The sequence below is a fragment of the Stenotrophomonas maltophilia genome, from assembly GCF_023518235.1.
Taxonomy (GTDB): domain Bacteria; phylum Pseudomonadota; class Gammaproteobacteria; order Xanthomonadales; family Xanthomonadaceae; genus Stenotrophomonas.
On the sequence record NZ_CP090423.1, the window covers coordinates 3693804 to 3715126 of the forward strand.

21 protein-coding genes are annotated in these 21323 nt (G+C 67.4%); 9 read left to right on the top strand and 12 right to left on the bottom strand.

The window, feature by feature from the left end:
* The first annotated feature begins 187 nt into the window (after positions 1 to 187).
* Positions 188 to 574 carry a VOC family protein gene (locus LZ605_RS17225; RefSeq protein WP_249842631.1) on the top strand — a complete coding sequence of 129 codons (387 nt, stop codon included), beginning with the start codon at positions 188 to 190 and terminating at the stop codon, positions 572 to 574.
* A gap of 172 nt (positions 575 to 746) precedes the next feature.
* Here the strand turns inward: LZ605_RS17225 and LZ605_RS17230 are convergent, their stop codons facing one another.
* From LZ605_RS17230 to pdhA, 4 genes are read right to left on the bottom strand one after another with little or no spacing between them, the layout of a single operon-like run.
* Positions 747 to 2135: a dihydrolipoamide acetyltransferase family protein gene (locus LZ605_RS17230; protein WP_249842632.1), complete on the bottom strand. Its 1389-nt coding sequence runs from the start codon at positions 2133 to 2135 to the stop codon at positions 747 to 749.
* Entirely contained in the window at positions 2132 to 2485 is a 354-nt protein-coding gene (locus LZ605_RS17235) for an SH3 domain-containing protein (protein WP_107232888.1), read from the bottom strand. Before LZ605_RS17235 ends, LZ605_RS17230 begins: the two co-directional genes overlap by 4 nt.
* Before the next feature lies 1 nt (position 2486).
* On the bottom strand, positions 2487 to 3554 hold the full coding sequence (locus LZ605_RS17240) for an alpha-ketoacid dehydrogenase subunit beta (protein ID WP_249842633.1): 1068 nt from the start codon (positions 3552 to 3554) through the stop codon (positions 2487 to 2489).
* Positions 3547 to 4629 carry a pyruvate dehydrogenase (acetyl-transferring) E1 component subunit alpha gene (gene pdhA, locus LZ605_RS17245; protein ID WP_107232889.1) on the bottom strand — a complete coding sequence of 361 codons (1083 nt, stop codon included), beginning with the start codon at positions 4627 to 4629 and terminating at the stop codon, positions 3547 to 3549. Before pdhA ends, LZ605_RS17240 begins: the two co-directional genes overlap by 8 nt.
* A 335-nt stretch (positions 4630 to 4964) precedes the next feature.
* On the opposite strand from pdhA, the gene LZ605_RS17250 reads away from it, so the two are divergent.
* The 4 genes from LZ605_RS17250 (at position 4965) to LZ605_RS17265 (ending at position 9501) form a co-directional block, all read left to right on the top strand.
* Positions 4965 to 5840, top strand: a complete 876-nt coding sequence (locus LZ605_RS17250) for a tryptophan 2,3-dioxygenase (RefSeq protein WP_249842634.1) — start codon at positions 4965 to 4967, stop codon at positions 5838 to 5840.
* A 181-nt stretch (positions 5841 to 6021) separates the two neighbouring features.
* Positions 6022 to 7521 (top strand): peptide MFS transporter, encoded by a 1500-nt coding sequence (locus LZ605_RS17255; protein WP_107232891.1) that lies wholly within the window; start codon positions 6022 to 6024, stop codon positions 7519 to 7521.
* Between the two features lie 19 nt (positions 7522 to 7540).
* Positions 7541 to 8140 (top strand): thioredoxin family protein, encoded by a 600-nt coding sequence (locus tag LZ605_RS17260; RefSeq protein ID WP_249842635.1) that lies wholly within the window; start codon positions 7541 to 7543, stop codon positions 8138 to 8140.
* A gap of 221 nt (positions 8141 to 8361) precedes the next feature.
* Complete coding sequence (locus LZ605_RS17265) at positions 8362 to 9501, top strand: hypothetical protein (protein WP_249842636.1); 1140 nt, start codon at positions 8362 to 8364, stop codon at positions 9499 to 9501.
* 81 nt (positions 9502 to 9582) lie between these two features.
* Here LZ605_RS17265 and LZ605_RS17270 read toward each other — a convergent pair whose 3' ends face one another.
* The gene (locus LZ605_RS17270; protein ID WP_010482680.1) at positions 9583 to 10077 is read right to left on the bottom strand and encodes a MarR family winged helix-turn-helix transcriptional regulator; all 495 of its coding nucleotides are present in this window, start codon (positions 10075 to 10077) and stop codon (positions 9583 to 9585) included.
* Positions 10078 to 10206: 129 nt separating this feature from the next.
* Between LZ605_RS17270 and hppD the strand changes: the two genes are divergently transcribed.
* A complete protein-coding gene (gene hppD, locus LZ605_RS17275) occupies positions 10207 to 11319 on the top strand; it encodes a 4-hydroxyphenylpyruvate dioxygenase (protein WP_249842637.1) in 1113 nt (370 codons plus the stop codon).
* 87 nt (positions 11320 to 11406) lie between these two features.
* A complete protein-coding gene (gene hmgA / locus LZ605_RS17280; RefSeq protein ID WP_249842638.1) occupies positions 11407 to 12714 on the top strand; it encodes a homogentisate 1,2-dioxygenase in 1308 nt (435 codons plus the stop codon).
* 83 nt (positions 12715 to 12797) lie between these two features.
* Here the strand turns inward: hmgA and LZ605_RS17285 are convergent, their stop codons facing one another.
* The gene (locus tag LZ605_RS17285; protein WP_249842639.1) at positions 12798 to 13337 is read right to left on the bottom strand and encodes a hypothetical protein; all 540 of its coding nucleotides are present in this window, start codon (positions 13335 to 13337) and stop codon (positions 12798 to 12800) included.
* Positions 13338 to 13462: 125 nt separating this feature from the next.
* Here LZ605_RS17285 and LZ605_RS17290 point away from each other — a divergent pair, with 125 nt between their 5' ends.
* Both LZ605_RS17290 and LZ605_RS17295 read left to right on the top strand, forming a co-directional pair.
* The gene (locus LZ605_RS17290; RefSeq protein WP_249842640.1) at positions 13463 to 14095 is read left to right on the top strand and encodes a hypothetical protein; all 633 of its coding nucleotides are present in this window, start codon (positions 13463 to 13465) and stop codon (positions 14093 to 14095) included.
* A gap of 73 nt (positions 14096 to 14168) precedes the next feature.
* Positions 14169 to 15134: a sodium:calcium antiporter gene (locus LZ605_RS17295; protein WP_249842641.1), complete on the top strand. Its 966-nt coding sequence runs from the start codon at positions 14169 to 14171 to the stop codon at positions 15132 to 15134.
* Positions 15135 to 15254: 120 nt separating this feature from the next.
* On the opposite strand, the gene LZ605_RS17300 is transcribed toward LZ605_RS17295, so the two are convergent.
* The 6 genes from LZ605_RS17300 to LZ605_RS17325 are packed head-to-tail and all read right to left on the bottom strand — an operon-like array spanning position 15255 to position 21180.
* On the bottom strand, positions 15255 to 15644 hold the full coding sequence (locus LZ605_RS17300) for a Na+/H+ antiporter subunit G (RefSeq protein ID WP_249842642.1): 390 nt from the start codon (positions 15642 to 15644) through the stop codon (positions 15255 to 15257).
* A complete protein-coding gene (locus tag LZ605_RS17305) occupies positions 15641 to 15925 on the bottom strand; it encodes a K+/H+ antiporter subunit F (RefSeq protein ID WP_005411334.1) in 285 nt (94 codons plus the stop codon). Before LZ605_RS17305 ends, LZ605_RS17300 begins: the two co-directional genes overlap by 4 nt.
* The gene (locus LZ605_RS17310; RefSeq protein WP_107232899.1) at positions 15922 to 16428 is read right to left on the bottom strand and encodes a Na+/H+ antiporter subunit E; all 507 of its coding nucleotides are present in this window, start codon (positions 16426 to 16428) and stop codon (positions 15922 to 15924) included. Before LZ605_RS17310 ends, LZ605_RS17305 begins: the two co-directional genes overlap by 4 nt.
* On the bottom strand, positions 16425 to 17960 hold the full coding sequence (locus LZ605_RS17315) for a monovalent cation/H+ antiporter subunit D (RefSeq protein WP_249842643.1): 1536 nt from the start codon (positions 17958 to 17960) through the stop codon (positions 16425 to 16427). The genes LZ605_RS17310 and LZ605_RS17315 overlap by 4 nt, the downstream gene beginning before the upstream one ends.
* A complete protein-coding gene (locus LZ605_RS17320; RefSeq protein ID WP_249842644.1) occupies positions 17957 to 18349 on the bottom strand; it encodes a Na+/H+ antiporter subunit C in 393 nt (130 codons plus the stop codon). Before LZ605_RS17320 ends, LZ605_RS17315 begins: the two co-directional genes overlap by 4 nt.
* The gene (locus tag LZ605_RS17325; RefSeq protein WP_249842645.1) at positions 18349 to 21180 is read right to left on the bottom strand and encodes a monovalent cation/H+ antiporter subunit A; all 2832 of its coding nucleotides are present in this window, start codon (positions 21178 to 21180) and stop codon (positions 18349 to 18351) included. Before LZ605_RS17325 ends, LZ605_RS17320 begins: the two co-directional genes overlap by 1 nt.
* Between the last annotated feature and the right edge of the window lie 143 nt (positions 21181 to 21323).

Here is a 21323-nt window from a genome sequence, read left to right on the forward strand (position 1 = left end):
GCCTTTGCTCTTAGCTCTGGTAGAGGTCGAGCTTGCTCGACTGCCCTTGATCTTCGCGAACAGCTGTCGAGCAAGCTCGACATCTACCAAGGCAAGGACAACAGCTGTCGAGCAAGCTCGACGCTACTGACAGAAACTGTCAGCAGGGCCGTTCCATCATGAACGCTCCCAACCACGGAGCTTTCCCATGTTCATGCCCAGCACCCTGCTGCAATACGTGCGCGACGTTGCCGCCAGCGCCACCTTCTACAGAGGCATCCTCGGCACGCCACCGGTCGAGCAGTCGCCGGGCTTTGCCCTGTTCCTGCTTGGCGATGGCGCTGCCTTGGGCCTGTGGCAGCGTGACGACGTGCAACCGTCGGTGTCCGCACAGGCCGGCGCCGCCGAACTGGCGATGGTGGTGGCCAACCCTGATGCCGTGCAGCAGATGCACGACGCGTGGCGCGCCCTCGGTGTGCAGATCCTGCAGGCGCCGGTGACGCTGGAGTTTGGCCACACCTTCGTCGGTGCCGACCCGGATGGCCATCGCCTGCGTGTCTACAGCCGTGCCGAGGGAATGGTCGCCCGCGATTGATCGCATGCGTTCTGTAGAGCCGAGCCGATGCTCGGCTTGCGTTTCAGTAGATTCACGCCATGCGTGGATGAAGGTAAAAGGCAGCCGGGCACGGCTCGGCTCTACAGTAGAGCGCGCACAAAAAAACGCCGGGCATTGCCCGGCGTTTCCTGTGTTTCAGAGGGGGGGCCGATCAGCTGGCCAGCGCCAGGTCGTCCATCATCGCGCGCAGGAAGCGTGCGGCCTCGCCGCCCGTCGCCGCGCGGTGGTCGAAGGTGACCGACAGCGGGATCACCTTGTGCGCTTCCACGCCGCCCATCACCGGGGTCATCTGGTGGCGGGCACGGCCGGCACCGACGATGGCCACGCACGGCGGCACCACGACCGGGGTCGCGTAGCGGCCGGCGAACATGCCGAAGTTGGACAGCGAGATGGTGTAGCCGCTCAGTTCCGAGGCAGCGATCGAACGCGATTCGACCTGCTCGCGCAGGCGGTTCACGCCCTCGCGGATGCCACGCGCATCGAGCATGTCGGCATTGCGCAGCGCGGGCACGAACAGGCCATCGTCGGTGTCCACGGCGATGCCGATGTCCACCTGGGCGTGCAGGGTGCGGGTCAGCGCTTCACCGTCGAACCAGGCGTTCATCGCCGGCACCTTCTGCGCGGCCACCACGATCGAACGCACCAGGCGTGCGGTGACGTCGTTGCCCGGCAGCCAGGCATGGATGTCGGCGTCGTCGTTCAGCGTGGTCGGCACGACCTTGCTGTGCGCATCGGCCATGACGCGGGCCATATTGCGGCGCACGCCCTTCAGCGGCTCCGGCTGGCCCTTGGCGACCACGCCCGGCGGCTGGGTGCGCATCGGCTTGCCGGCGGCAGACAGCGGGGTGCGGGCTTCGCTCTGCACCGGGGCAGACACCTGCGCCGGGGCCGGGGCGGCATACGCGGCGGCAGCGACCGGCGCTGGCGCAGCGCCGAGCTTGGCGGTGCCGTTGGCGGCGGCCTGCTTGACGTCGGCCATGGTCACCGCGCCATCGGTGCCGGTGGCAGGCACGCGGCTCAGGTCCACGCCCAGCTTGCGCGCCATCGCACGCACGGCCGGCACGGCCTTGACGCCGCCGACGGCCAGCGCCTGCTCGGCGTGCACGGCGTTGGAGCTCTGCATCGCGCCAACCACGGTGCCGGCGTCATCACGCTCGGCGGCAACCGGCTTGGCTTCTGCGGCAGCCACCGGGGCGGCAGCGGTCGGCAGCGGCGGCGGAGTCGGTGCGGTGGCCGGCGCGGCATGGCCGTGGCTGTGGCCGGTGTCCTGGCCATCAGCGCGCTGCGGCAGGTTCGGGTCCAGTTCGAAGCTGGCCAGCACCGAGCCGGTCGGGATGATGTCGCCGGCGCCGCCGGACAGCTTCAGCACCTTGCCGGAGAACGGCGAGGGCACTTCGACGACGGCCTTGGCGGTCTCCATCGAGACCAGCGGCTCGTCCAGCTTGATCACATCGCCTTCCTTGACGAACCACTCGACGATGGTCGCGTCCGGCAGGCCTTCGCCCAGGTCGGGCAGGTTGAAGTTCTTGGTCTGGCTCATTTGCAGTTCTCTTCCAGCAGTTCCAGTTCGCGGGCCGGCAGCCAGCCCGTCGCGCCATTGGCGCGCTCGGACCACCACCACCCACCGTGTTCGTGATGAAGCTTCACCATCTCGCCACTTTCCACATCCAGCTCGCGGGCGTCGTAGTCGCACAGGGCTTCGGCGCGACCCTCGTCCAGCAGCTGCAGCCAGGCGATGGGCGCCCATCCAGCGCGCCCATCGTTGGTGCGTACCCAGGCAAACGCCGGCCATTCCTCGTCACGTACACCGACTTCGACGATCTGGCCGGCGCGGAACCGGAGCGGGTTGGGATACTGGCTGCGGTAAGCCCCCAGAAGGCGGGCCCGCATGTCAGCCGGCCGCCACCGCGCGCTTGGCCGCCGCCACGATCCGCTCAACGCTCGGCAGGTACTTCATTTCCAGGCGGAACAGCGGAATGTGGGTGTCGTAGCCAGTGACGCGCTCGACCGGGGCCAGCAGGTCGTAGATCGATTCCTCAGCCAGGCGCGCGGCGATCTCGGCGCCGAAGCCCGCGGTCTTCGGGGCCTCCTGCACGATCACGCAGCGGCCGGTCTTGGCCACCGATTCGGCGATGGTGGCGAAGTCCAGCGGACGCAGCGTGGCCACGTCGATGACTTCGGCACTGATGCCTTCGCCGGCCAGCTTGTCGGCCGCTTCCAGCGCTTCCTTCACCTGCGCGCCCCAGGTCACCAGGGTCACGTCGGTGCCGTCGCGCAGCACGAAGCAGACGTCCAGCGGCAACGCTTCGCCGTCGTTGACGACCACTTCCTTGTACTGGCGATAGATGCGCTTGGGCTCCATATAGATCACCGGATCCGGTTCGCGGATCGCGGCCAGCAGCAGGCCATAGGCACGCTGCGGCGAGGACGGCAGCACCACGCGCAGGCCCGGCACGTTGGTGAAGATCGCCTCGTTGGCTTCGCTGTGGTGTTCCGGCGCGCGGATGCCGCCGCCCCACGGCACGCGCAGCACCATCGGGCAGTGCAGGCGGCCACGGGTGCGGTAACGCAGGCGTGCGGCGTGGCAGACGATATGGTCGACCATCGGATACATGAAACCGTCGAACTGGGCCTCGGCCACCGGCTTCATGCCCTGCGCGGCAAGACCAATGGTCAGGCCGGCGATGGTGGTTTCATCCAGCGGGGTGTCGAGGATGCGCTCGGCGCCGAAGCGCTGCTGCAGGCCGGCGGTGGCGCGGAACACGCCGCCGTTGACGCCCACGTCCTCGCCCAGCACCAGCACCGACGGATCATGCTCCAGCTCCCAGGCCAAGGCCTGGGTGATGGCTTCGATGAGGGTGATCGGCGTGGTGGTCATGCTTTCTTCTCCGCGCGCGATGGCAGCGCTGTCGGCGGCGTTGATGTGCGCGCCGGGCGCGCCGTTCTTGATCTCATCCATGGCGCTTCTCCAGGGCAATCGCCTGGGCACGCTGGGCCAGCAGGTCCGGCGGCGGATCGGCATACAGGAAATCGAACATCGCCTCGACCGGCTGCACCGGCGTGTTGAGGTACAGGTTCACTTCCTCGTCCACGCGCGTGCCGCACTCGGCAACCCAGGCGGTTTCTTCTTCTTCGCTCCACACACCAGCGTTGATCAGGTACTTGCGCAGGCGCAGCATCGGTTCGCGCTGCCAGGCATCCTTCACCTCGGCATCGTCACGGTAGCGGCGCGCGTCATCGGCGGTGGTGTGGTCGGACAGGCGGTAGGTCATCAGTTCCAGCACGGTGCCACCGTCGCCGGCCAGCGCACGTTCGCGCGCCTGTTCCATCGCCGCCAGCACCGCAATCAGATCGTTGCCATCCACCTGCAGGCAGTGCAGGCCGCCGGCCAGGCCCTTCTGCGCCAGCGTCTCGGCACCGGTCTGGGCCGAACGCGGAACCGAGATGGCCCAGCCGTTGTTGACGATGCACAGGATCAGCGGCAGCTTGTAGGCGCCAGCCGAGTTCAGCGCTGCGTAGAAGTCGGTCTTGGAGCTGCCACCGTCACCGCATACCGCCACGGCGATCTGCGCTTCCTTGTTGAGCTTGAACTTCAGCGCGGCACCTGCGGCGTGCAGGCACTGGGTGGAGATCGGCACGCAGAACGGGAAGTCCTTGGCCGCGTTGCCACCGTAGTCGTTGCCGCGCTCGTCGCCGCCCCAGTACATCAGCACGTCGTGCGGGCGCACGCCACGCATGAACATCGCGCCGTACTCGCGGTACGAAGGGGCGAACACGTCGTCCTTCTGCATCGCAGCGCCGATGCCCACGTGCGCCGCTTCGTGGCCCAGGCAGGCGGCATAGGTGCCGAGCTTGCCGGTGCGCTGCAGCGCGATGGACTTGCTGTCGAACGTGCGTACGAACAGCATCTGCTTGAACAGCGGTACCAGGACCTTGGGGTCGCGCAGCGACGCGGGCAGGTCATCGCGGACGAGCTTGCCGTCCGCGTCCAGGTACTGCAGGTATTCGATCTTGAATTCAGCGGCAACCGTCATTGCGTACTGCACCTTCGACAGAGAAGTTACAAATGATATGAATCGCCATGTTAAGGAACGCGTACGGAATAGCCTTCCTGCGCCGCAACACGGCGATTCCCCGTTTTACCCCTGCCGGTGGGTGGGGGGCCAATAACAACAACGTATTCAGTCGTTGCTGCAAAGCATCAGAATACGCCTCTGGCTGACCGCCAGCGCAACGCCCTGATCGGTTCCACGCGCAGCCCCGGTATCGGCCGATGCTCCACGGCCAACCGCACGGCCCGGTATGGACCCGGCGGCTGCCAGCGCGGCGGCAACGCGCTACCCTTGCCGCCCCTGATCTGGTCCCACCCATGTCCGTCGACAACAACCAACGCGACCTCGAAGCCGGCATCCACACCGATCTGCACGGGCGCCTGACCTACGGCGGCTACCTGCGGCTGGACCAGCTGCTGAGCGCGCAGCAGCCGCTGTCCAACCCGCCGCACCACGACGAGATGCTGTTCATCATCCAGCACCAGACCTCGGAGCTGTGGCTGAAGCTGCTGGGTCACGAGCTGCGTGCAGCGATCGGCTTCCTGCAGCGTGATGAAGTCTGGCAGTGCCGCAAGGTGCTGGCGCGCAGCAAGCAGGTGCTGCGCCAGCTGACCGAGCAGTGGTCTGTGCTGGAAACGCTGACCCCCTCCGAATACATGGGTTTCCGCGACGTGCTGGGCCCATCCTCGGGTTTCCAGTCGCTGCAGTACCGCTACATCGAGTTCCTGCTGGGCAACAAGAACGCGCAGATGCTGCAGGTGTTCGAGCACGACCCGGCCGGCCAGGCGCAGCTGCGCACCGTGCTGGAGGCGCCGAGCCTGTACGAGGAGTTCCTCAAGTACCTGGCCCGCTTCGGCCATGCCGTGCCGGTGGTGTACGAAACCCACGACTGGACCCAGCCGCATGTGGCCGACGACGCCCTGCAGCCGGTGTTCGAGCGCATCTACCAGGACACCGACCGCTACTGGCGCGAATACTCGCTGTGCGAAGACCTGGTGGACCTGGAGACCGCCTTCCAGCTCTGGCGCTTCCGCCACATGCGTACGGTGATGCGGGTGATCGGCTTCAAGCGCGGCACGGGCGGCTCGTCCGGGGTGGGCTTCCTGCGCCAGGCGCTGGAGCTGACCTTCTTCCCCGAGCTGTTCCAGGTGCGCACCACCCTGCAGGCCGCGCCCCCGGCAGAACGGGGCTGATGCGCATTCAGCTTGGACCCCGGCAGGTGGCTGGATCGTTTCAGATGCAAGTTCAGCGAGCAGGTGGGCACCTGCCTCAAACGGCGTGTATTTGACGTGAACGCCACAAGTCGGTGATCCTCGCGCGTTGCTTCAACTGCACATCGGACGTGCTCGTCATCCACCGAACCAGGAAACCCGCATGAGCGTAAACGCCACTGCGAACACCCCGGAGCCGGCGCTGCCGGACTTCAAGACCACGCTGGGCCACCCGCGCCCGTTGTGGATGCTGTTCATGACCGAGTTCTGGGAGCGCTTTGCGTTCTACGGCATCCGCTGGGCCTTGGTGCTGTACATCGTCTCCCAGTTCTACAGCGGCAACGCCGCCGGTGAGGGCGACGCCAGCCGCATCTACGGCGCCTATCTGGCGCTGGTGTACGCCGCGGCCATCTTCGGTGGCTACGTCGCCGACCGGGTGCTGGGGTACCAGCGTTCGATCCTGACCGGCGCGATCATCATGGCCGCTGGCCTGTTCATGATCTCGCTGCCGCAGGAGCACATCTTCAAGCTCGGCCTGGCCACGATCATCGTCGGCAACGGCCTGTTCAAGCCCAACATCTCGACCATGGTCGGCAAGCTGTACGGGCTGAAGGATGAGCGCCGCGATTCGGGCTTCACCATCTTCTACATGGGCATCAACATCGGCGCGATGATCGCCCCGGTGCTGACCGAGTACCTGGCCCGCAAGGTGTTCGGTACCTCGGAAATGCCGTCGTACAAGGTGGTGTTCATCGCCTCGGGCGTGGGCATGCTGATCTCGCTGGTGTGGTTCTACATCGGTCGTGCCGGCCTGAAGGGCATCGGCGCACCGCCGGCCGGCGCCGAAGGTTTCGGCCGCATCATCATGGTGCTGGTCGGTGCCGTGATCGCCATTCCGGTGGCCTACTTCCTGCTGGCCACCGGCGCTACCGCGCTGGCCTGGATCCTGGGTGCGATGTTCACCGCGCTGGCCATCCTGCTGCTGGTAGAGGGCATCCGCGAGGGCAAGGTGCAGCGCGACCGCGTGATCGCCATGCTGATCATCTTCGCCTTCAACGTGATGTTCTGGATGTTCTTCGAACAGGCCGGCAGCTCGTTCACCTTCCTGGCCGAGAACATCGTCAACCGCCAGATGGGTGACTGGACCTTCCCGACCGCGTGGTTCCAGTCGGTCAATTCGGTGGCGATCATCACCCTGGCGCCGGTCATCGCCTGGATCTGGGTGGCCCTGGGCCGCGCCAATCCGTCCATCCCGCGCAAGTTCGGCCTGGGCCTGCTGTTCAATGGCGCCGCCTTCGCCCTGCTGATGTACGCCCTGTCGCAGATGGTTGTGGACGGCAAGATTCCGTTCTGGACCCTGTTCATGGTCTACGTCATCCAGTCGGTGGGCGAGCTGTGCCTGTCGCCGATCGGCCTGTCGATGGTGACCAAGCTGGCCCCGGTGCGCCTGGTCGGCTTCGGCATGGGAGGCTGGTTCCTGTCCACCGGCATCGGCAACAACCTGTCGGGCATCTTCGCCGGCGTGGTCAGTGGTGAAGGCGGCATGACGGTCGAGTCGGCCCTGAAGGGGTATACCTTCGGGTTCTGGGCCCTGATCGGCTCCGGCGTGGTGCTGTTCCTGATCGCCCCGCTGATCAACAAGCTGATGCACGGCGTCAAATGATGATGAGAGGGTAGAAGGCATGCGCATGAAGCTCGGTGGTGCAATGGTGGTGGTCTGTGCGGCGCTGATCGGCGCCTGTTCCCAACCGCAACCGCCTGCCGCCGCCGAGCCCACGCAGCCTCTGGATACCCGACCCACCGAGCCACCGGTCGCTGACCCCAGCGAACCGGTGGCCTCGGGCAACACCCCGGTGGCGGCGGACATCGCCGCCATCGCCGGGCTCGGCGCGCAGTTCGACCCGGCCCGCAACCCCGCCGACGACCTGGCCACCGCCAAGGTGGAAGCCCAGCGCGGCAAGAAGCGCATCCTGCTGGAGGTCGGCAACGCCGCCTGCGACCGTTGCCACGCGCTGGATGAGATCGTGGAAGGCAACGGCGACCTGCGCCGCTTCCGCGATGCCCACTACGTGTGGGTGAAGGTCAATGTCAGTGACGAACAACCCAACACCGCCTTCTTCGCCCAGTTCCCGGTGATGGAGCGCGACTATCCGCACCTGCTGGTGCTGGATGCCGACGGCGGCCTGCTGGTCTCGCAGGCCACTGCCGAGCTGCGCCGGGGCGAAGCGTTCCAGCCCGCGCGGGTGAGCGCCTTCCTCAAGCAATGGGCACCCGCCCGGTAGTGCCGGCCGCTGGCCGGCAGGCTCTGGTGGGTGCCATCTGCTGGCCACCCACCTGGTGGGTGCCGACCGTTGGTCGGCATTGAGGCACATCCACGCCTCGCGTGGCTCTACTGCGCGCGCCGTCACACTCCCTGAATCGGCATCTCAACTTCGCGACGCGCTCGCCGTTACCGGCAAGGACCTCAGTCGACATCCCGTCGATGCTCCCTACCGGAACGCCCATGCACAGCGACCACGCCGAACGATTGCCCGAACCCGCCAGTGAGCTGGCCGAGGCCGGAGCAGGCGAGGGCGTGACCCTGCCGCCGCAGGAAGCGCTGCTGGATGACGCCGGCACTGGCGAAGGCACCGTTGAACTGGCACCGCCACGCCACCGCCTGCCGCAGATCGCGCTGCCCGACAACGTAGTGCTGAAGGGCGCGGTGCAGAAACTGGTGGAGCAGAAATCGCGACTGGACGCATTGGCCGCCGAGGGCCAGCTGGCCGGCCTGCTGCCGCCGGAATGGCAGGGCCACGGCGTGCGTGCGATCGAACTGTCCACCTTCATCCAGGGCGTGCTGCCGTTCCTGCAGCCGGGCGAGCGCGGCGAGACCGCTCCGGCGCGCCTGCCGGTGCGCCATGTGCTGGGCGACGACAGCCGCTGGGGCCTGGCCGATGTGTCCGAACCGAAATCGCTGGCGTGGTACCTGGCCAGCGACGAGCGCGCCACCGCCGGCAGCAAGGACGTGGCAGAAGCCTACCTGGTCGGTGCGCTGGGCCTGGCGTGGATGCAGGAAGGGCGCAGCCGGCCGGGCTTCCTGCGCGCGATGGGGCAGGACAGCCTGGCCGCGCGGGTGACCATGCTGGGGTATCCGCCGGCCAGCGAACTGGCGCTGTACAGCGTCACTGCGCACGGCCAGCCGCAGATCTGGTGCGTGCATGGCCGCCGCCGCATGCGGCCGCTGGTGGCACCGTGGCTGAGCGTACCGCTGCTGACCGCCTATGGCGTGCCGGCGCCGGTGGCGTGGCCGACCACGTTCCCGCCGGTGGACGCGGTGGCCGAACTGCTGGCCACCGCGCGACTGGGGCGCGCGCTGCCCGAAGTTGACCTGGGCAAGGCGGTGGCGAAGATCGCCGAGGACGCCGCCTCGGAGGCCTGGCAGCCGGTCAGCCTGCTGCAGCTCAACACCTGGTCGCCGCGCTGGCACTTCTTCCTGGGCACCTTCGTCGGCCTGCCGTCGCTGCTGCTGGTGGCTGCGGCCCTGGCGTTGCCGGGGGCGGTCGAAGCGGCCACGGTTGCCGCCTCGCTCGGCTTCGCCGGCGGCGCCATCGCGGCGCTGGCGGTGCCGTGGATCCACGCACGGCGCAAGCATCTGAGCTGAAAAAAGGGGACGGAGGGGATTAAGCCGCAATCAGCACAGGTGTGCTTGAAACGACTTAATCCCCTCCGTCCCCTTTTTCACTCACACCCCTTCGCCCATCCGCTCCAGGCCATCGCCGGCCAGGCGCAGGATCAGCTTCTCCAGCAGCTGCTCCTCCTCCTCGCTCAGCACCGACATCAGCTTGCGGGTGATCTCGATCACCATCGGTGCGATGGTCTCGTACACCTCGAAGCCGGCCGCCGACAGCGCCAGCACCGAGCGGCGGCGGTCATCGCCGTGGGTCTCGCGCTTGATGAAGCCGCGCTCCAGCAGGCGGGCCACGGCGCGGCTGACCGCCACCTTGTCCATCGCCGTGCGGTCGGAGACCTCGCTGGCCGAGGAACCCGGGTACAGCGCCAGGATGGTGATGACCCGCCATTCGGGAATCGCCAGACCGTAACGATCACCGTATAGCTTGGCGATGTTGCCGCTGACCCGGTTGGACAGCACGCTCAGCCGGTAGGGCAGGAACTGTTCCAGGTCGAGCAGGACGTGCGAGGCACGCAGGCGGGTCGAGGCGGGATCGGCGGGGCTCATGTTGCGGTGCACCTTGCTGGTGGTTTCAACTGTAACTATAAGGGGAAGGTCCAGACCCTGCATTCTCGCCGGGTCCCAACCTGCCCGCACCTGGTTTGTACCGATGCGGTACCGATTCGGAGCCACGCCATGAATACCGCAGTCCCGACCACCTCGCACCCCAACCCCGGCATGCAGGTCACCACCTTCGAGAACCCGATGGGCATCGACGGCTTCGAGTTCGTCGAATTCGCCGCCCCCGCCGGCCGTGGCCAGGAGTTGCACGCGTACTTCCGGAAGATGGGCTTCAGCGCGGTGCTCAAGCACAAGCAGCGTCCGATTACCGTCTATCGCCAGGGCGACGTCAACTTCCTGGTCAATGAAGACCCCGATTCGTTCGCCGCCGACTTCGCCGAGAAGCACGGCCCCTGCGCCTGTGGCTTCGCCATCCGCTTCAAGAAGCCGGGCCAGGAGGTCTACCAGACTGCGCTGGGCAACGGCGCCGAAGCGGTCGCCTTCAAGCCGGACAGCAAGGCGGTCAACGCCCCGGTCATCAAGGGTATCGGCGACTGCATGCTGTACCTGGTGGACCGCTACGGTGCGGCCGGCAGCATCTTCGACGGCGACTACGAGCCGATCGCCGGCGCCGACCTGCACCCGTTCGGCTTCGGCCTGACCTTCATCGACCACCTGACCCACAACCTGTACTTCGGCAACATGCAGCAGTGGTCGGACTACTACGAGCGACTGTTCAACTTCCGCGAGATCCGCTACTTCGACATCAAGGGCCTCAAGACCGGCCTGGTGTCCAAGGCGATGACCGCCCCGGATGGCATCGTGCGCATCCCGCTGAACGAATCGTCCGACCCGAAGAGCCAGATCAACGAGTACCTGGACGCGTACAAGGGCGAGGGCATCCAGCACATCGCCTGCTTCACCGACAACATCTACGAGACCGTTGAGGCCATGCGCGCGCAGGGCGTGGACTTCCTCGACACGCCGGAGACCTACTTCGACGTGATCGACCAGCGCGTGCCGAACCATGGTGAAGACGTCGCGCGCCTGGCGAAGAACAAGATCCTGATCGACGCCGACCCGGAAACCCACCAGCGCAAGCTGCTGCAGATCTTCACCCAGAACTGCATCGGTCCGATCTTCTTCGAGATCATCCAGCGCAAGGGCAACGAAGGCTTCGGCGAAGGCAACTTCACCGCGCTGTTTGAGAGCATCGAGCGCGACCAGATCCGCCGCGGCGTGCTGTAAGGTCTGCACGGGCAATGTCGGCCTCCCGCCGGCATTGCCTGATTGAATGGTAGTGCCGGCCGCTGACCGGCAATCTCAGGAGCCCCCATGTCCACCGCCATCACCGCCCGCGGCTACCAGTCCGGTTTCGGCAACGAATTCGCCACCGAGGCCGTTGCCGGCGCGCTGCCGGTCGGGCAGAACTCGCCGCAGAAGGTAGCCCACGGCCTGTACGCCGAACAGTTGACCGGTACCGCGTTCACCGCGCCGCGTGGCAGCAACCGCCGCAGCTGGCTGTACCGGATCCGCCCGGCGGTGACCCATGGCGAGTTCACCCCGTTCGCGCAGTCGCAGCTGCAGTGCGATTTCGGCGCGCAGCCGGCCTCGCCCAACCAGCTGCGCTGGAGCCCGCTGCCGCTGCCGGAACTGCCGACCGACTTCGTCGAGGGCCTGTACACGATGGGCGGCAACGGCTCGCCCGATGCACACGCCGGTGTTGGCATCCACCTCTACGCCGCCAACCGCGACATGGTCGGCCGCTACTTCTACAACGCCGATGGCGAACTGCTGATCGTGCCGCAGCTGGGCGCGCTGCGCCTGCTGACCGAGCTGGGCGTGATCGAGATCGAGCCGCAGCAGATCGCGGTGATTCCGCGCGGTGTGCGCTTCCGCGTCGAGCTGCCTGATGGCCCGAGCCGTGGCTATATCTGCGAAAACTACGGTGCGCTGCTGAAGCTGCCCGACCTGGGCCCGATCGGCTCCAACGGCTTGGCCAATCCGCGCGACTTCGAGACCCCGCACGCCGCATTCGAGGATGTGGACGGTGATTTCGAGCTGATCGCCAAGTTCGAGGGCCGCCTGTGGCGTGCGCCGATCGACCATTCGCCGCTGGACGTGGTGGCCTGGCACGGTAACTACGCGCCGTACCGCTACGACCTGCGTCGCTTCAACACCATCGGTTCGATCAGCTACGACCACCCGGACCCGTCGATCTTCCTGGTACTGCACTCGCCCAGTGACACGCCGGGCACCAGCAACATGGACTTCGCGATCTTCCCGCCGCGCTGGCTCGTGGCGCAGAACACGTTCCGGCCGCCGTGGTTCCACCGCAACATCGCCAGCGAGTTCATGGGCCTGGTGCATGGTGCCTACGATGCCAAGGCCGAAGGCTTCGTGCCGGGCGGCGCCTCGCTGCACAACTGCATGAGCGGCCACGGCCCGGACGCGCCGACCTTCGACAAGGCCTCCAATGCCGACCTGTCCAAGGCGGATGTGATCAAGGACACGATGGCCTTCATGTTCGAGACCCGCGCGGTGATCCGCCCGACCGCGCAGGCGCTGGCTGCTGGCCATCGCCAGGGCGATTACCAGCAGTGCTGGAACGGCCTGCGCAATAATTTCCGGCCGACCCGCTAGGTTGGTGGGGGCCGCGGATCTACCGAACGCGGCCTTCGGTGGGTGCCGACCGTTGGTCGGCACGGATGCGCCGGAACCTGCGCTCACGCCACCTCGGCAAAGGCGTCGCAATGCTCCAGCGGCAGGGCTTCGAGCAGGCGCTGCCGCACGCGCTGACAATAGCCGTCCGAGGTCAGCCCGGGCAGCATCCGCATCGCCGAATGCAGCCGCTGCACCACCTCGTCTTCCGCGCGCGCCTGCTGCAGGTCGCGGAACAGCGCCGCTGCCTGCGGGTGGCGCTGCATCTCCAGGATGCCCAGCACATAGATGCGTGCGGCCACCAGCGAGCGGCGGCGTTCGACTGGCGTGGCGGCGGGCGCTGCCGTCACCTGCGCCGGTGCGGCCCTGGCCGGCTCGGCAACGGCTGGGGGGGAGGGGGCCGCCGCTGCCGGGCCGGTGCTCAGGTACCCTGCCTGCACCAGCTGGATGACCATCGCGGGCGCTTCCTGCCCGAGCAGGCCGGTCAGTTCGGCGATGCTGCGCTGGCCGTCGCACAGGATCAGCAGCCGCCGCTGGCGCATGTCCAGCGGCGCGCGATGGGCCTGCAGCGCGGTTCGGGCGAGATCGGTCTTGCGCGGTTGCATGGAAGGGACAGCCAAGTCGGTGCACGCCGAGCCTGAACGAAGGCGATGAAACGGCGATGACAATGCAGCGCCTGCACGCGCGCTGCGCTAGCGTGCAGCCAACCACGTGCCAGGGAACCGCACCGATGAAGCATCTTCCACTTGCTGGTCTTCTGCTCCTTTCGCTCGCCGCCTGCGGCCGTGCGCCTGAAACACCCGCTGAGGCCCCGGCCAAAGGCACGGCGCCGCCCACTGCAGCGGCCGATGCCGATCTGGCGACCCGATCGCCGGCCGATCCCCGCACCGACAGCCCTGCGCGGCTGGATGGCTACGGCGGTGCAACGCTCGGCGCCGGCATCGCCGAGGTCCGCAGTGGCTTCGGCACGCCGCTGCAGGGGCTGGGTACCGACTCTGCCGGCAAGCCATTGCCGGCCGACGATAGCAATGACGGCTGCTACTTCCTGCGCCCGCAGGGCGCCGAGGATCCGCGCCTGATGATCGAGGCCCGCAAGCTGGTGCGCTATGACGTGCGCAGCGCGGCGATCACCGCGCCGGGCGGTGGCAAGGTCGGCATGACGTTGGGCGAACTGCAGGTGCTGTATCCCGAGCGCGCCGACGTTGGCCCCGACAAGTACGATGAGAAGGCCCAGCACCTGCGCGTGCGCCCGGCGCAGGAGGGCGCGGCGGTGATCGACTTCGCGCTCGGTGCCGATGGCCGGGTCGGCGCCTGGCGGGTCGGTCGCACTCCGCAGGTCGATTATGCCGAAGGCTGTGGCTGATCCTTGATCCACGGCCCAGCCACGCGGCTGGGCCCAGCGTAGAATCGCGCCACGACCGCTGGGGGAGTGCTCGATGATCGCCATTGCCATTGCCTGGTTCCTGCTTGGCCTGCTGCTGCTGGCACTGGGCGGGGACTCCATCGTCAAGGCGGTGTCTGGCCTGGCCCAACGCTTCGGGGCGACGCCCTTCACCGCAGGCCTGCTGCTGCTCGGGGTGACCACCTCGCTGCCCGAGCTGGCGGTCAATGCACGAGCATTGGCGGTCGGACAGCCCGAGCTGGCACTGGGCAATGCGGTGGGCAGCAGCGTGGTCAACCTGGGCCTGACCCTGGCCGTGGCGGCCATGGTGGCGCCGTTGCTGCTGCGCGCACGCCTGCAGACGGTGTTCTGGGGGGCGCTGCTGGCGGCCGGCGTGCTGTTGATCCTGTTCGGCCTGGATGGCCGGCTGGTGCGTTGGGAAGGCGCGGTGCTGGTGGCCGGCTTCATCGTCATGCAGGTGCTGCTGCTGCGTCGTGGTCGCAGCGAAAGCGCCGAGGTGCAGGCGGCCATTGCCGAATCCGCGCTGAGCCGCACCAGCCTGCCATTGAACGTGTTGCGGGTGTTGATCGCCGTACTGGCGCTGTACTGGGGCGCCCGACTGGTGGTCGGTGCCGCTGCGGACTTCGGCGCCGCGCTGGGTTGGACGCCGCTGCTGGTGGGCCTGTTGCCGGTGGCGATCGGCACGGCGCTGCCGGAGGTGGCCACGGCCATCGCGGCCGCACGCCGCGGGCATGGCGACATGGTGCTGGGGCATGTGCTGGGATCCAGCGCGGTGAACCTGCTGCTGGTGGTCGGCGCGATGGCGATGCTGCAACCGCTGGCGCTGCCGGCTTCGTTCGTGCGGCTGGAACTGCCTGCACTGCTGGCGTTCGCGCTGGTGCTGTACCCGTTGCTGCGCGGCGACCTGAAGATCAGCCGCGGTGAAGGCGCGATCCTGCTGGTCGCGTTCGCCGGCTGGTTCGTGCTGGAGCTGCTTCTGGTGGGCGCGCCGGCGTTGTAACGGTGATCCACGCCACGCGTGGATGCGGTTACCGGTCAACGTACCGATGATGCGGTAGCTGCCAACCTTGGTTGGCACTCATGGAAACAATGCGCCGACCAAGGTCGGCCTCTACCGGAGTTACCGGCCCGGCGAACCATCTTCTTCCCGCGCCGGTTCCGGCGGCGGCAGCTGCTCTTCGGCGGCCGGCTCGTTGCCGGGCAGGCTGGGGCGGGTCTCCATCAGCAGCGACAGCGCGGCCTTGGCCATCATGTGCGCGCTGATCGGTGCGGTGATGAACAGGAACACGGTGATCAGCAGCTCGCGCGGCTGCGGGTCCTGGCCCAGGAAGATGTGGTAGCACACCGAACACACCAGCACGCAGCCCACGCCCAGCGTGCTGGCCTTGGTGGGGGCGTGCAGCCGCTTGAAGAAGGTGGACAGCTTCACCAGGCCCAGTGCGCCGACCAGGATGAAGAAGCTGCCGAACAGCAGCAGGATCGACAGGCCGATCTGGATCGCGGTGATCATTCGACGATGTCCCGGCGCAGCACGAACTTGCTCAGCACCACCGTGCTGCCGAAGCCGAGCATGGCGATGATCAGCGCGGCCTCGAAGTAGATCGGCGAGTTGAGGTACATGCCGAACAGCATCAGTTCGGCGATCGCGGTCACCGACAGGGTGTCCAGCGCGAGGATGCGGTCGGGCACGGTCGGCCCGCGCAGCAGGCGCCAGGTGGCCAGCAGCATGGCCAGGCCGACCACGTGCATGCATACCACCAGGGTGGTCTGGATGACTTCAAAACCGGTCATGGGAAGATCTCCATCAACGGCGCCTCGTAACGGCGCTTGATCGTATCGATCAGGTCCTGCGGGTCCTCCAGGTGCAGCACGTGCACCAGCAGGAATCGGCGGTCGTCGCTGAGCGCGGCCGAGACCGTGCCCGGGGTGAGGGTGATCATGCTGGTCAGCGCAGCGATGCCGTGGATGTTGGCGATGTCCAGCGGCAGCCAGATGAAGCCCGGATGGATGTTCTTCTCCGGGCCCAACACCTGGATGGCCACGCGGATGTTGGACATCAGGATGTCCCACAGGGTCACGCACAGCAGCTTGGGCAGCGGCCGCAACGTACCGATGCGGGCGAACTCGCGGTCCAGGCGCGCGGCGAACAGCGGCACCACCACGCCCAGCACCAGCCCCAGCACGATCTGGCCGAGGGTGAAGCTGTCGGACATCAGCAGCCAGAACGCCACCACCATGATGCTGAGCATCGGCGAGGGAATCAGGCGGCGGAACAGGGAACGCTGGGCGGTCATGGCTGGCGGATCTCCGGCGTGGTCGCACGCAGCTGCTGCACATACTCGCTGGGCTGCAGCAGCTGGACGGCGGTGGCGTCGGTGTAGCGCATCAGGGGCGCAGCGGCCAGGGTCATGCCGATGCCGTAGGCCAGCAACAGGCACGCGGCGTACAGCTCGACCCGGCGCAGACGCGCCTTGCGCGGTTTCGGGGCATCGGCCTCCACCGGCGGCACGCGCCAGAACAGGCGGATGCCACCGCGGGTCAGGCCCATGATCACCAACAGGCTGCTGACCAGCACCGCGGTCCAGACCGGGCCGGTGTACTGCGCCGGCATGCCGGTCAGCAGTGCGGCCTTGGCCAGGAACCCGGAAAGCGGCGGCAGCCCGGCCACCGATACCGCACCGATCAGGAACAGCACCGCCGGCGTTTCCTTGCCCGGCATCGGCGCGACCACTTCCTTGCGGTCGCTGGCGCCACCACGGCGGCGACGGATCAGGTCGGCGATCAGGAACAGCGCAGCAGCCACAAAGCTGCTGTGCGGCAGGTAGTACAGGCCGGCCGAGAGTACCTGCGGTGTCCCCACCGAGAAGGCGATGAACAGGGTGGCCGCCGACACGATCACCAGGTAGGAGATCAGGACGCGCAGGCGGGTCGCGGCCAGTGCACCCAGACCGCCGAGTACCAGCGTTGCCACGCCGGCCCACAGCAGCCAGTCACGGCCATAGCCGGCCATCGCCCCGGCATCGTCGCCGAGCCACAGCATCTGGATGCGCAGCACCGAGTACAGGCCGACCTTGGTCATGATCGCGAACAGCGCAGCCACCGCCGCTGGTGCGCGCGAATACGCTTCCGGCAGCCACAGGTAAAGCGGCATCAGCGCGGCCTTGGCGCAGAACACCAGCAGCAACAGGCCCATGGTCGCCTTGACCAGGGTCAGCTGCGCCGGCGGCACCTCGGCAATGCGCTGCGACAGCTCGGCCATGTTCAGCGAGCCCAGCGAGGCGTACAGCAGACCCAGTGCGATCAGGAACAGGGTCGAGGCGGTGACATTGAACACCACGTAGTGCAGGCCGATGCGCATGCGCAGGCCACGGCCGCCACTGAGCAGCAGGCCGTAGGAGGCGATCAGCATCACCTCGAAGAACACGAACAGGTTGAAGATGTCGCCGGTGAGGAACGCGCCGTTCAGGCCGACCAGCTGGAACTGGAACAGCGCATGGAAGTGCGGTGCACGCCGGTCCCAGCCCGAGCAGGCGTGCAGCAGGCAGGGAATGGCCAGCAGCAGGGTGGTCAGCAGCATCCACGCCGACAGGCGGTCGGCCACCAGCGCGATGCCCAGCCGCGACGGCCAGTCGCCCAGCAGATAGACGTTGATGTCACCGCTGGCGGTACTGGCGAACAGCAGGCCCACCGCCAAAGCCAGCGCCGACAGCGAGGTCCAGGCCACTGCGCGCTGTACCTTGGGGCCGTAGCGGCGGTGTTCGACAAACAGCGACAGTGCGGCGCCGAGCAGGGGAATCAGGATCGGCAGGATCACCAGATGGTTCATGCGCGGTCCCCGCCCTGGCGCGGCGATGCGCTCTCATCCTGCAGGTCGTCGTCAGGCTCGTGGGCATCCACGTGGTCGCTGTGGTTGTCGCTGCGGCTGCGCATGGCCAGCACGATGCTCACTGCAGTCATCGCGAAGGCGATCACGATCGCGGTCAGCACCAGCGCCTGCGGCAGCGGGTCGGTGTAGTTGCCCAGGTGGCTGTCCACGCCGTCCTGCAGCACCGGCGCCTTGCCCAGCACCACGCGGCCACCGGCGAAGATCAGCAGGTTGGTGGCGTAGGACAGGAAGGTCATGCCGAGGATCACATCGAAGCTGCGCGCACGCAGCAGCAGGTAGATGCCGATCGCGGTCAGCACACCGATCGCGGTAGCCAGGGCCAGTTCCATCAGTGCATCTCCCCGGTGCGGGCCGAACGGCGTTGCAGGTCGATCTCGCCCTTGCGGGCGGTGCGGGTACGCGAGGGCTTGATCGTGCCCATCATCGACAGCATCAGCATGGCGCCGCCGAACACCACCAGGTAGACGCCGATGTCAAAACCAATCGCGCTGGCCAGCGGCACCTCGCCGATCAGCGGCAGGTGCAGGTCGAGGTGGCCACTGGTCAGGAACGGCACGCCGAACAGCATCGAGGCGCTGCCACTGAGCAGGGCGATCAGCAGGCCCATGCCGATGCAGCGGATGTAGTCGAAGCCGAAGCGCGATTCCACCGACGCGGTGCCCTGGATCACGTACTGGATCAGCAGCGGCACCGCCAGCACCAGGCCGGCGATGAAGCCACCGCCCGGCGCGTTGTGGCCGCGCAGGAACAGGAAGATCGACACGGTCAGGGTCAGCGGGAACATGATCTGCGCCAGGTCGGCCGGCACCGGCAGCTTGATCGGCGGGCCGGGCATGATCTGCTCCGGCGCCATCCGCGTGCGCCGCAACAGCGCATGCACCACCAGCGCGGCGATACCGAACACGGTGATCTCGCCAAAGGTATCGAAGCCGCGGAAGTCGACCAGGATCACGTTGACCACGTTCTGCCCATACGCCTCGGGCAGGGCACGGGCCAGCAGCTCACCGGCCATGGTGTTCGGCGGCAGGGTCATCGCGGTGTAGGCCAGCGCGCCCAGGCCGGCGCCGGCGATGATCGCGATCACCGCGTCGCGGCGCTTGCGCCAGCGCGGCCGCTCCGGGCCGGACTGCGCGGGCAGGTAGTTCATGGCCAGCAGCATCAGCACCAGGGTGACCATCTCCACCAGCAGCTGGGTCAGTGCCAGGTCGGGCGCGGACAGGAACACGAAGGTCAGCGCCACCATCAGGCCGACGCCGCCCACCAGCAGTACCGCCAGCAGGCGCTGCTTGTAGACGCGCAGGGTGGCCACCGCGCAGGCCATCATCACCAGCCACAACGCCCAGCCCAGCAGCGGCATCGGCTGCGGCGCGGTCCAGTTCGGTGAGGACGGATTGGCCACGAACGGCGCGGCGGCCACGGTGATGGCCACCAGCACCAGGCCCAGCAGCATGCGTTGCAGGCTGCCATTGGCGATGCCGTTGGTCAGGCGCATGGCCAGCGCGGAAATTGCATCCAGCTGTGCATGGAACACGTTGCGGCCGGTGGCGCGGGTTTCCACGGCGTGCAGGTTGATCAGCTTGCGCAGGCCGAAGTACAGCGCCACGCCGCCGACCACGCCGACCACGCTCATCGCCAGCGGCAGGTTGAAGCCGTGCCAGACCGCCAGGCTGTACTCGGGCATGGCATTGCCGAGGATCGACCCTGCGGCCGCATGCAGCACCGGCGCCACGGTCAGTGCCGGTGCCACGCCCACCGCGATGCAGATCACCACCAGCAGTTCCACCGGCACCTTCATCCAGCGCGGCGGCTCGTGCGGCACGCGGTCCAGATCATGGGGGCCGGGGCCGAAGAAGGTGTCGTGCACGAAGCGCAGGCTGTAGGCCACGCCGAACACGCCGGCCAGCAGCGCGGCGATCGACACCGCCGTGCGCATCGCGCCCGGGCCGCCACCGGCGGTCAGTGCCTCGGCGAACAGCATTTCCTTGGACAGGAAGCCGTTGAGCAACGGGATGCCGGCCATCGCCAGCGAGGCAATGATGGCCAGCGCACTGGTGAACGGCATCAGCCTGCGCAGCCCGCCCAGCTTGCGCATGTCACGGGTGCCGGTCTCGTGGTCGATGATGCCGGCGGCCATGAACAGCGAGGCCTTGAAGGTGGCGTGGTTGAGGATGTGGAACACGCCGGCCACCACTGCCATCGGCGTGGACAGGCCGAACAGCAGGGTGATCAGGCCCAGGTGCGAGATCGTCGAATAGGCCAGCAGGCCCTTCAGGTCGTGCTGGAAGATCGCGTTCCAGGCACCGATCAGCAGGGTCAGCGCGCCGATGCCGCTGACGGTGTAGAAGAACAGGTCGCTGCCGGCCAGCGCCGGGTGCAGCCGCGCCAGCAGGAACACGCCGGCCTTCACCATGGTGGCCGAGTGCAGGTAGGCCGAGACCGGGGTGGGCGCGGCCATCGCGTGCGGCAGCCAGAAGTGGAACGGGAACTGCGCGCTCTTGGTGAAGATGCCGGCCAGCACCAGGAACAGCGCATACGGATACAGCGCGCTGGCGCGGATCTGCTCGCCGGCGGCCAGCACCACATCCAGGTCGAAACTGCCGACGATGCGGCCGATCAGCAGCACGCCACCGAGCAGGGCCAGGCCGCCGCCACCGGTGATCACCAGCGCCATGCGCGCGCCCTCGCGGGCATCCTGGCGGTGCGACCAGAAGCCGATCAGCAGGAACGAGCTGATGCTGGTCATTTCCCAGAAAATCATCAGCAGCAGCAGGTTGCCGGAGATCACCATGCCCAGCATGGCGCCCATGAACAGCAGCAGGTAGCAGTAGAAGCGGTGCGCGTTGTCCTGCTGGCTCAGGTAGTAGCGCGCATACAGCACCACCAGCGCGCCGATGCCCAGCACCAGCCCGGCAAACATCCAGGCCAGCCCGTCCAGGCGCAGGGTGAAGTCCAGCCCGATCTGCGGCAGCCACGGCACCAGGGTGCGGACCACCTGGCCCTCAAGTACAGCGGGCGTCAGCCAGCCGAGGATGGCCAACCCGCCCAACGGCGCCAGCGCCGCCAGCCAGGCAGCAGTCGAGCGCGAACTACGGGGGAAGGCCGCAACAGCCGCTGCCATCAGGAACGGCAGGGCCAGCAGCAGGGGCAGGCTGGGGAGCATGCAGGGAATCCATGATTCACGAGCAGGTCAGGGAGGATAACAGGCTGCGAAATGTCGCCGAAACCCATCGAACAGCGATCAATTGCATGTAACGTCCGCTGATTCATTTTTTCTGCAGCGCAACATCACGTTCCTGCGGTACC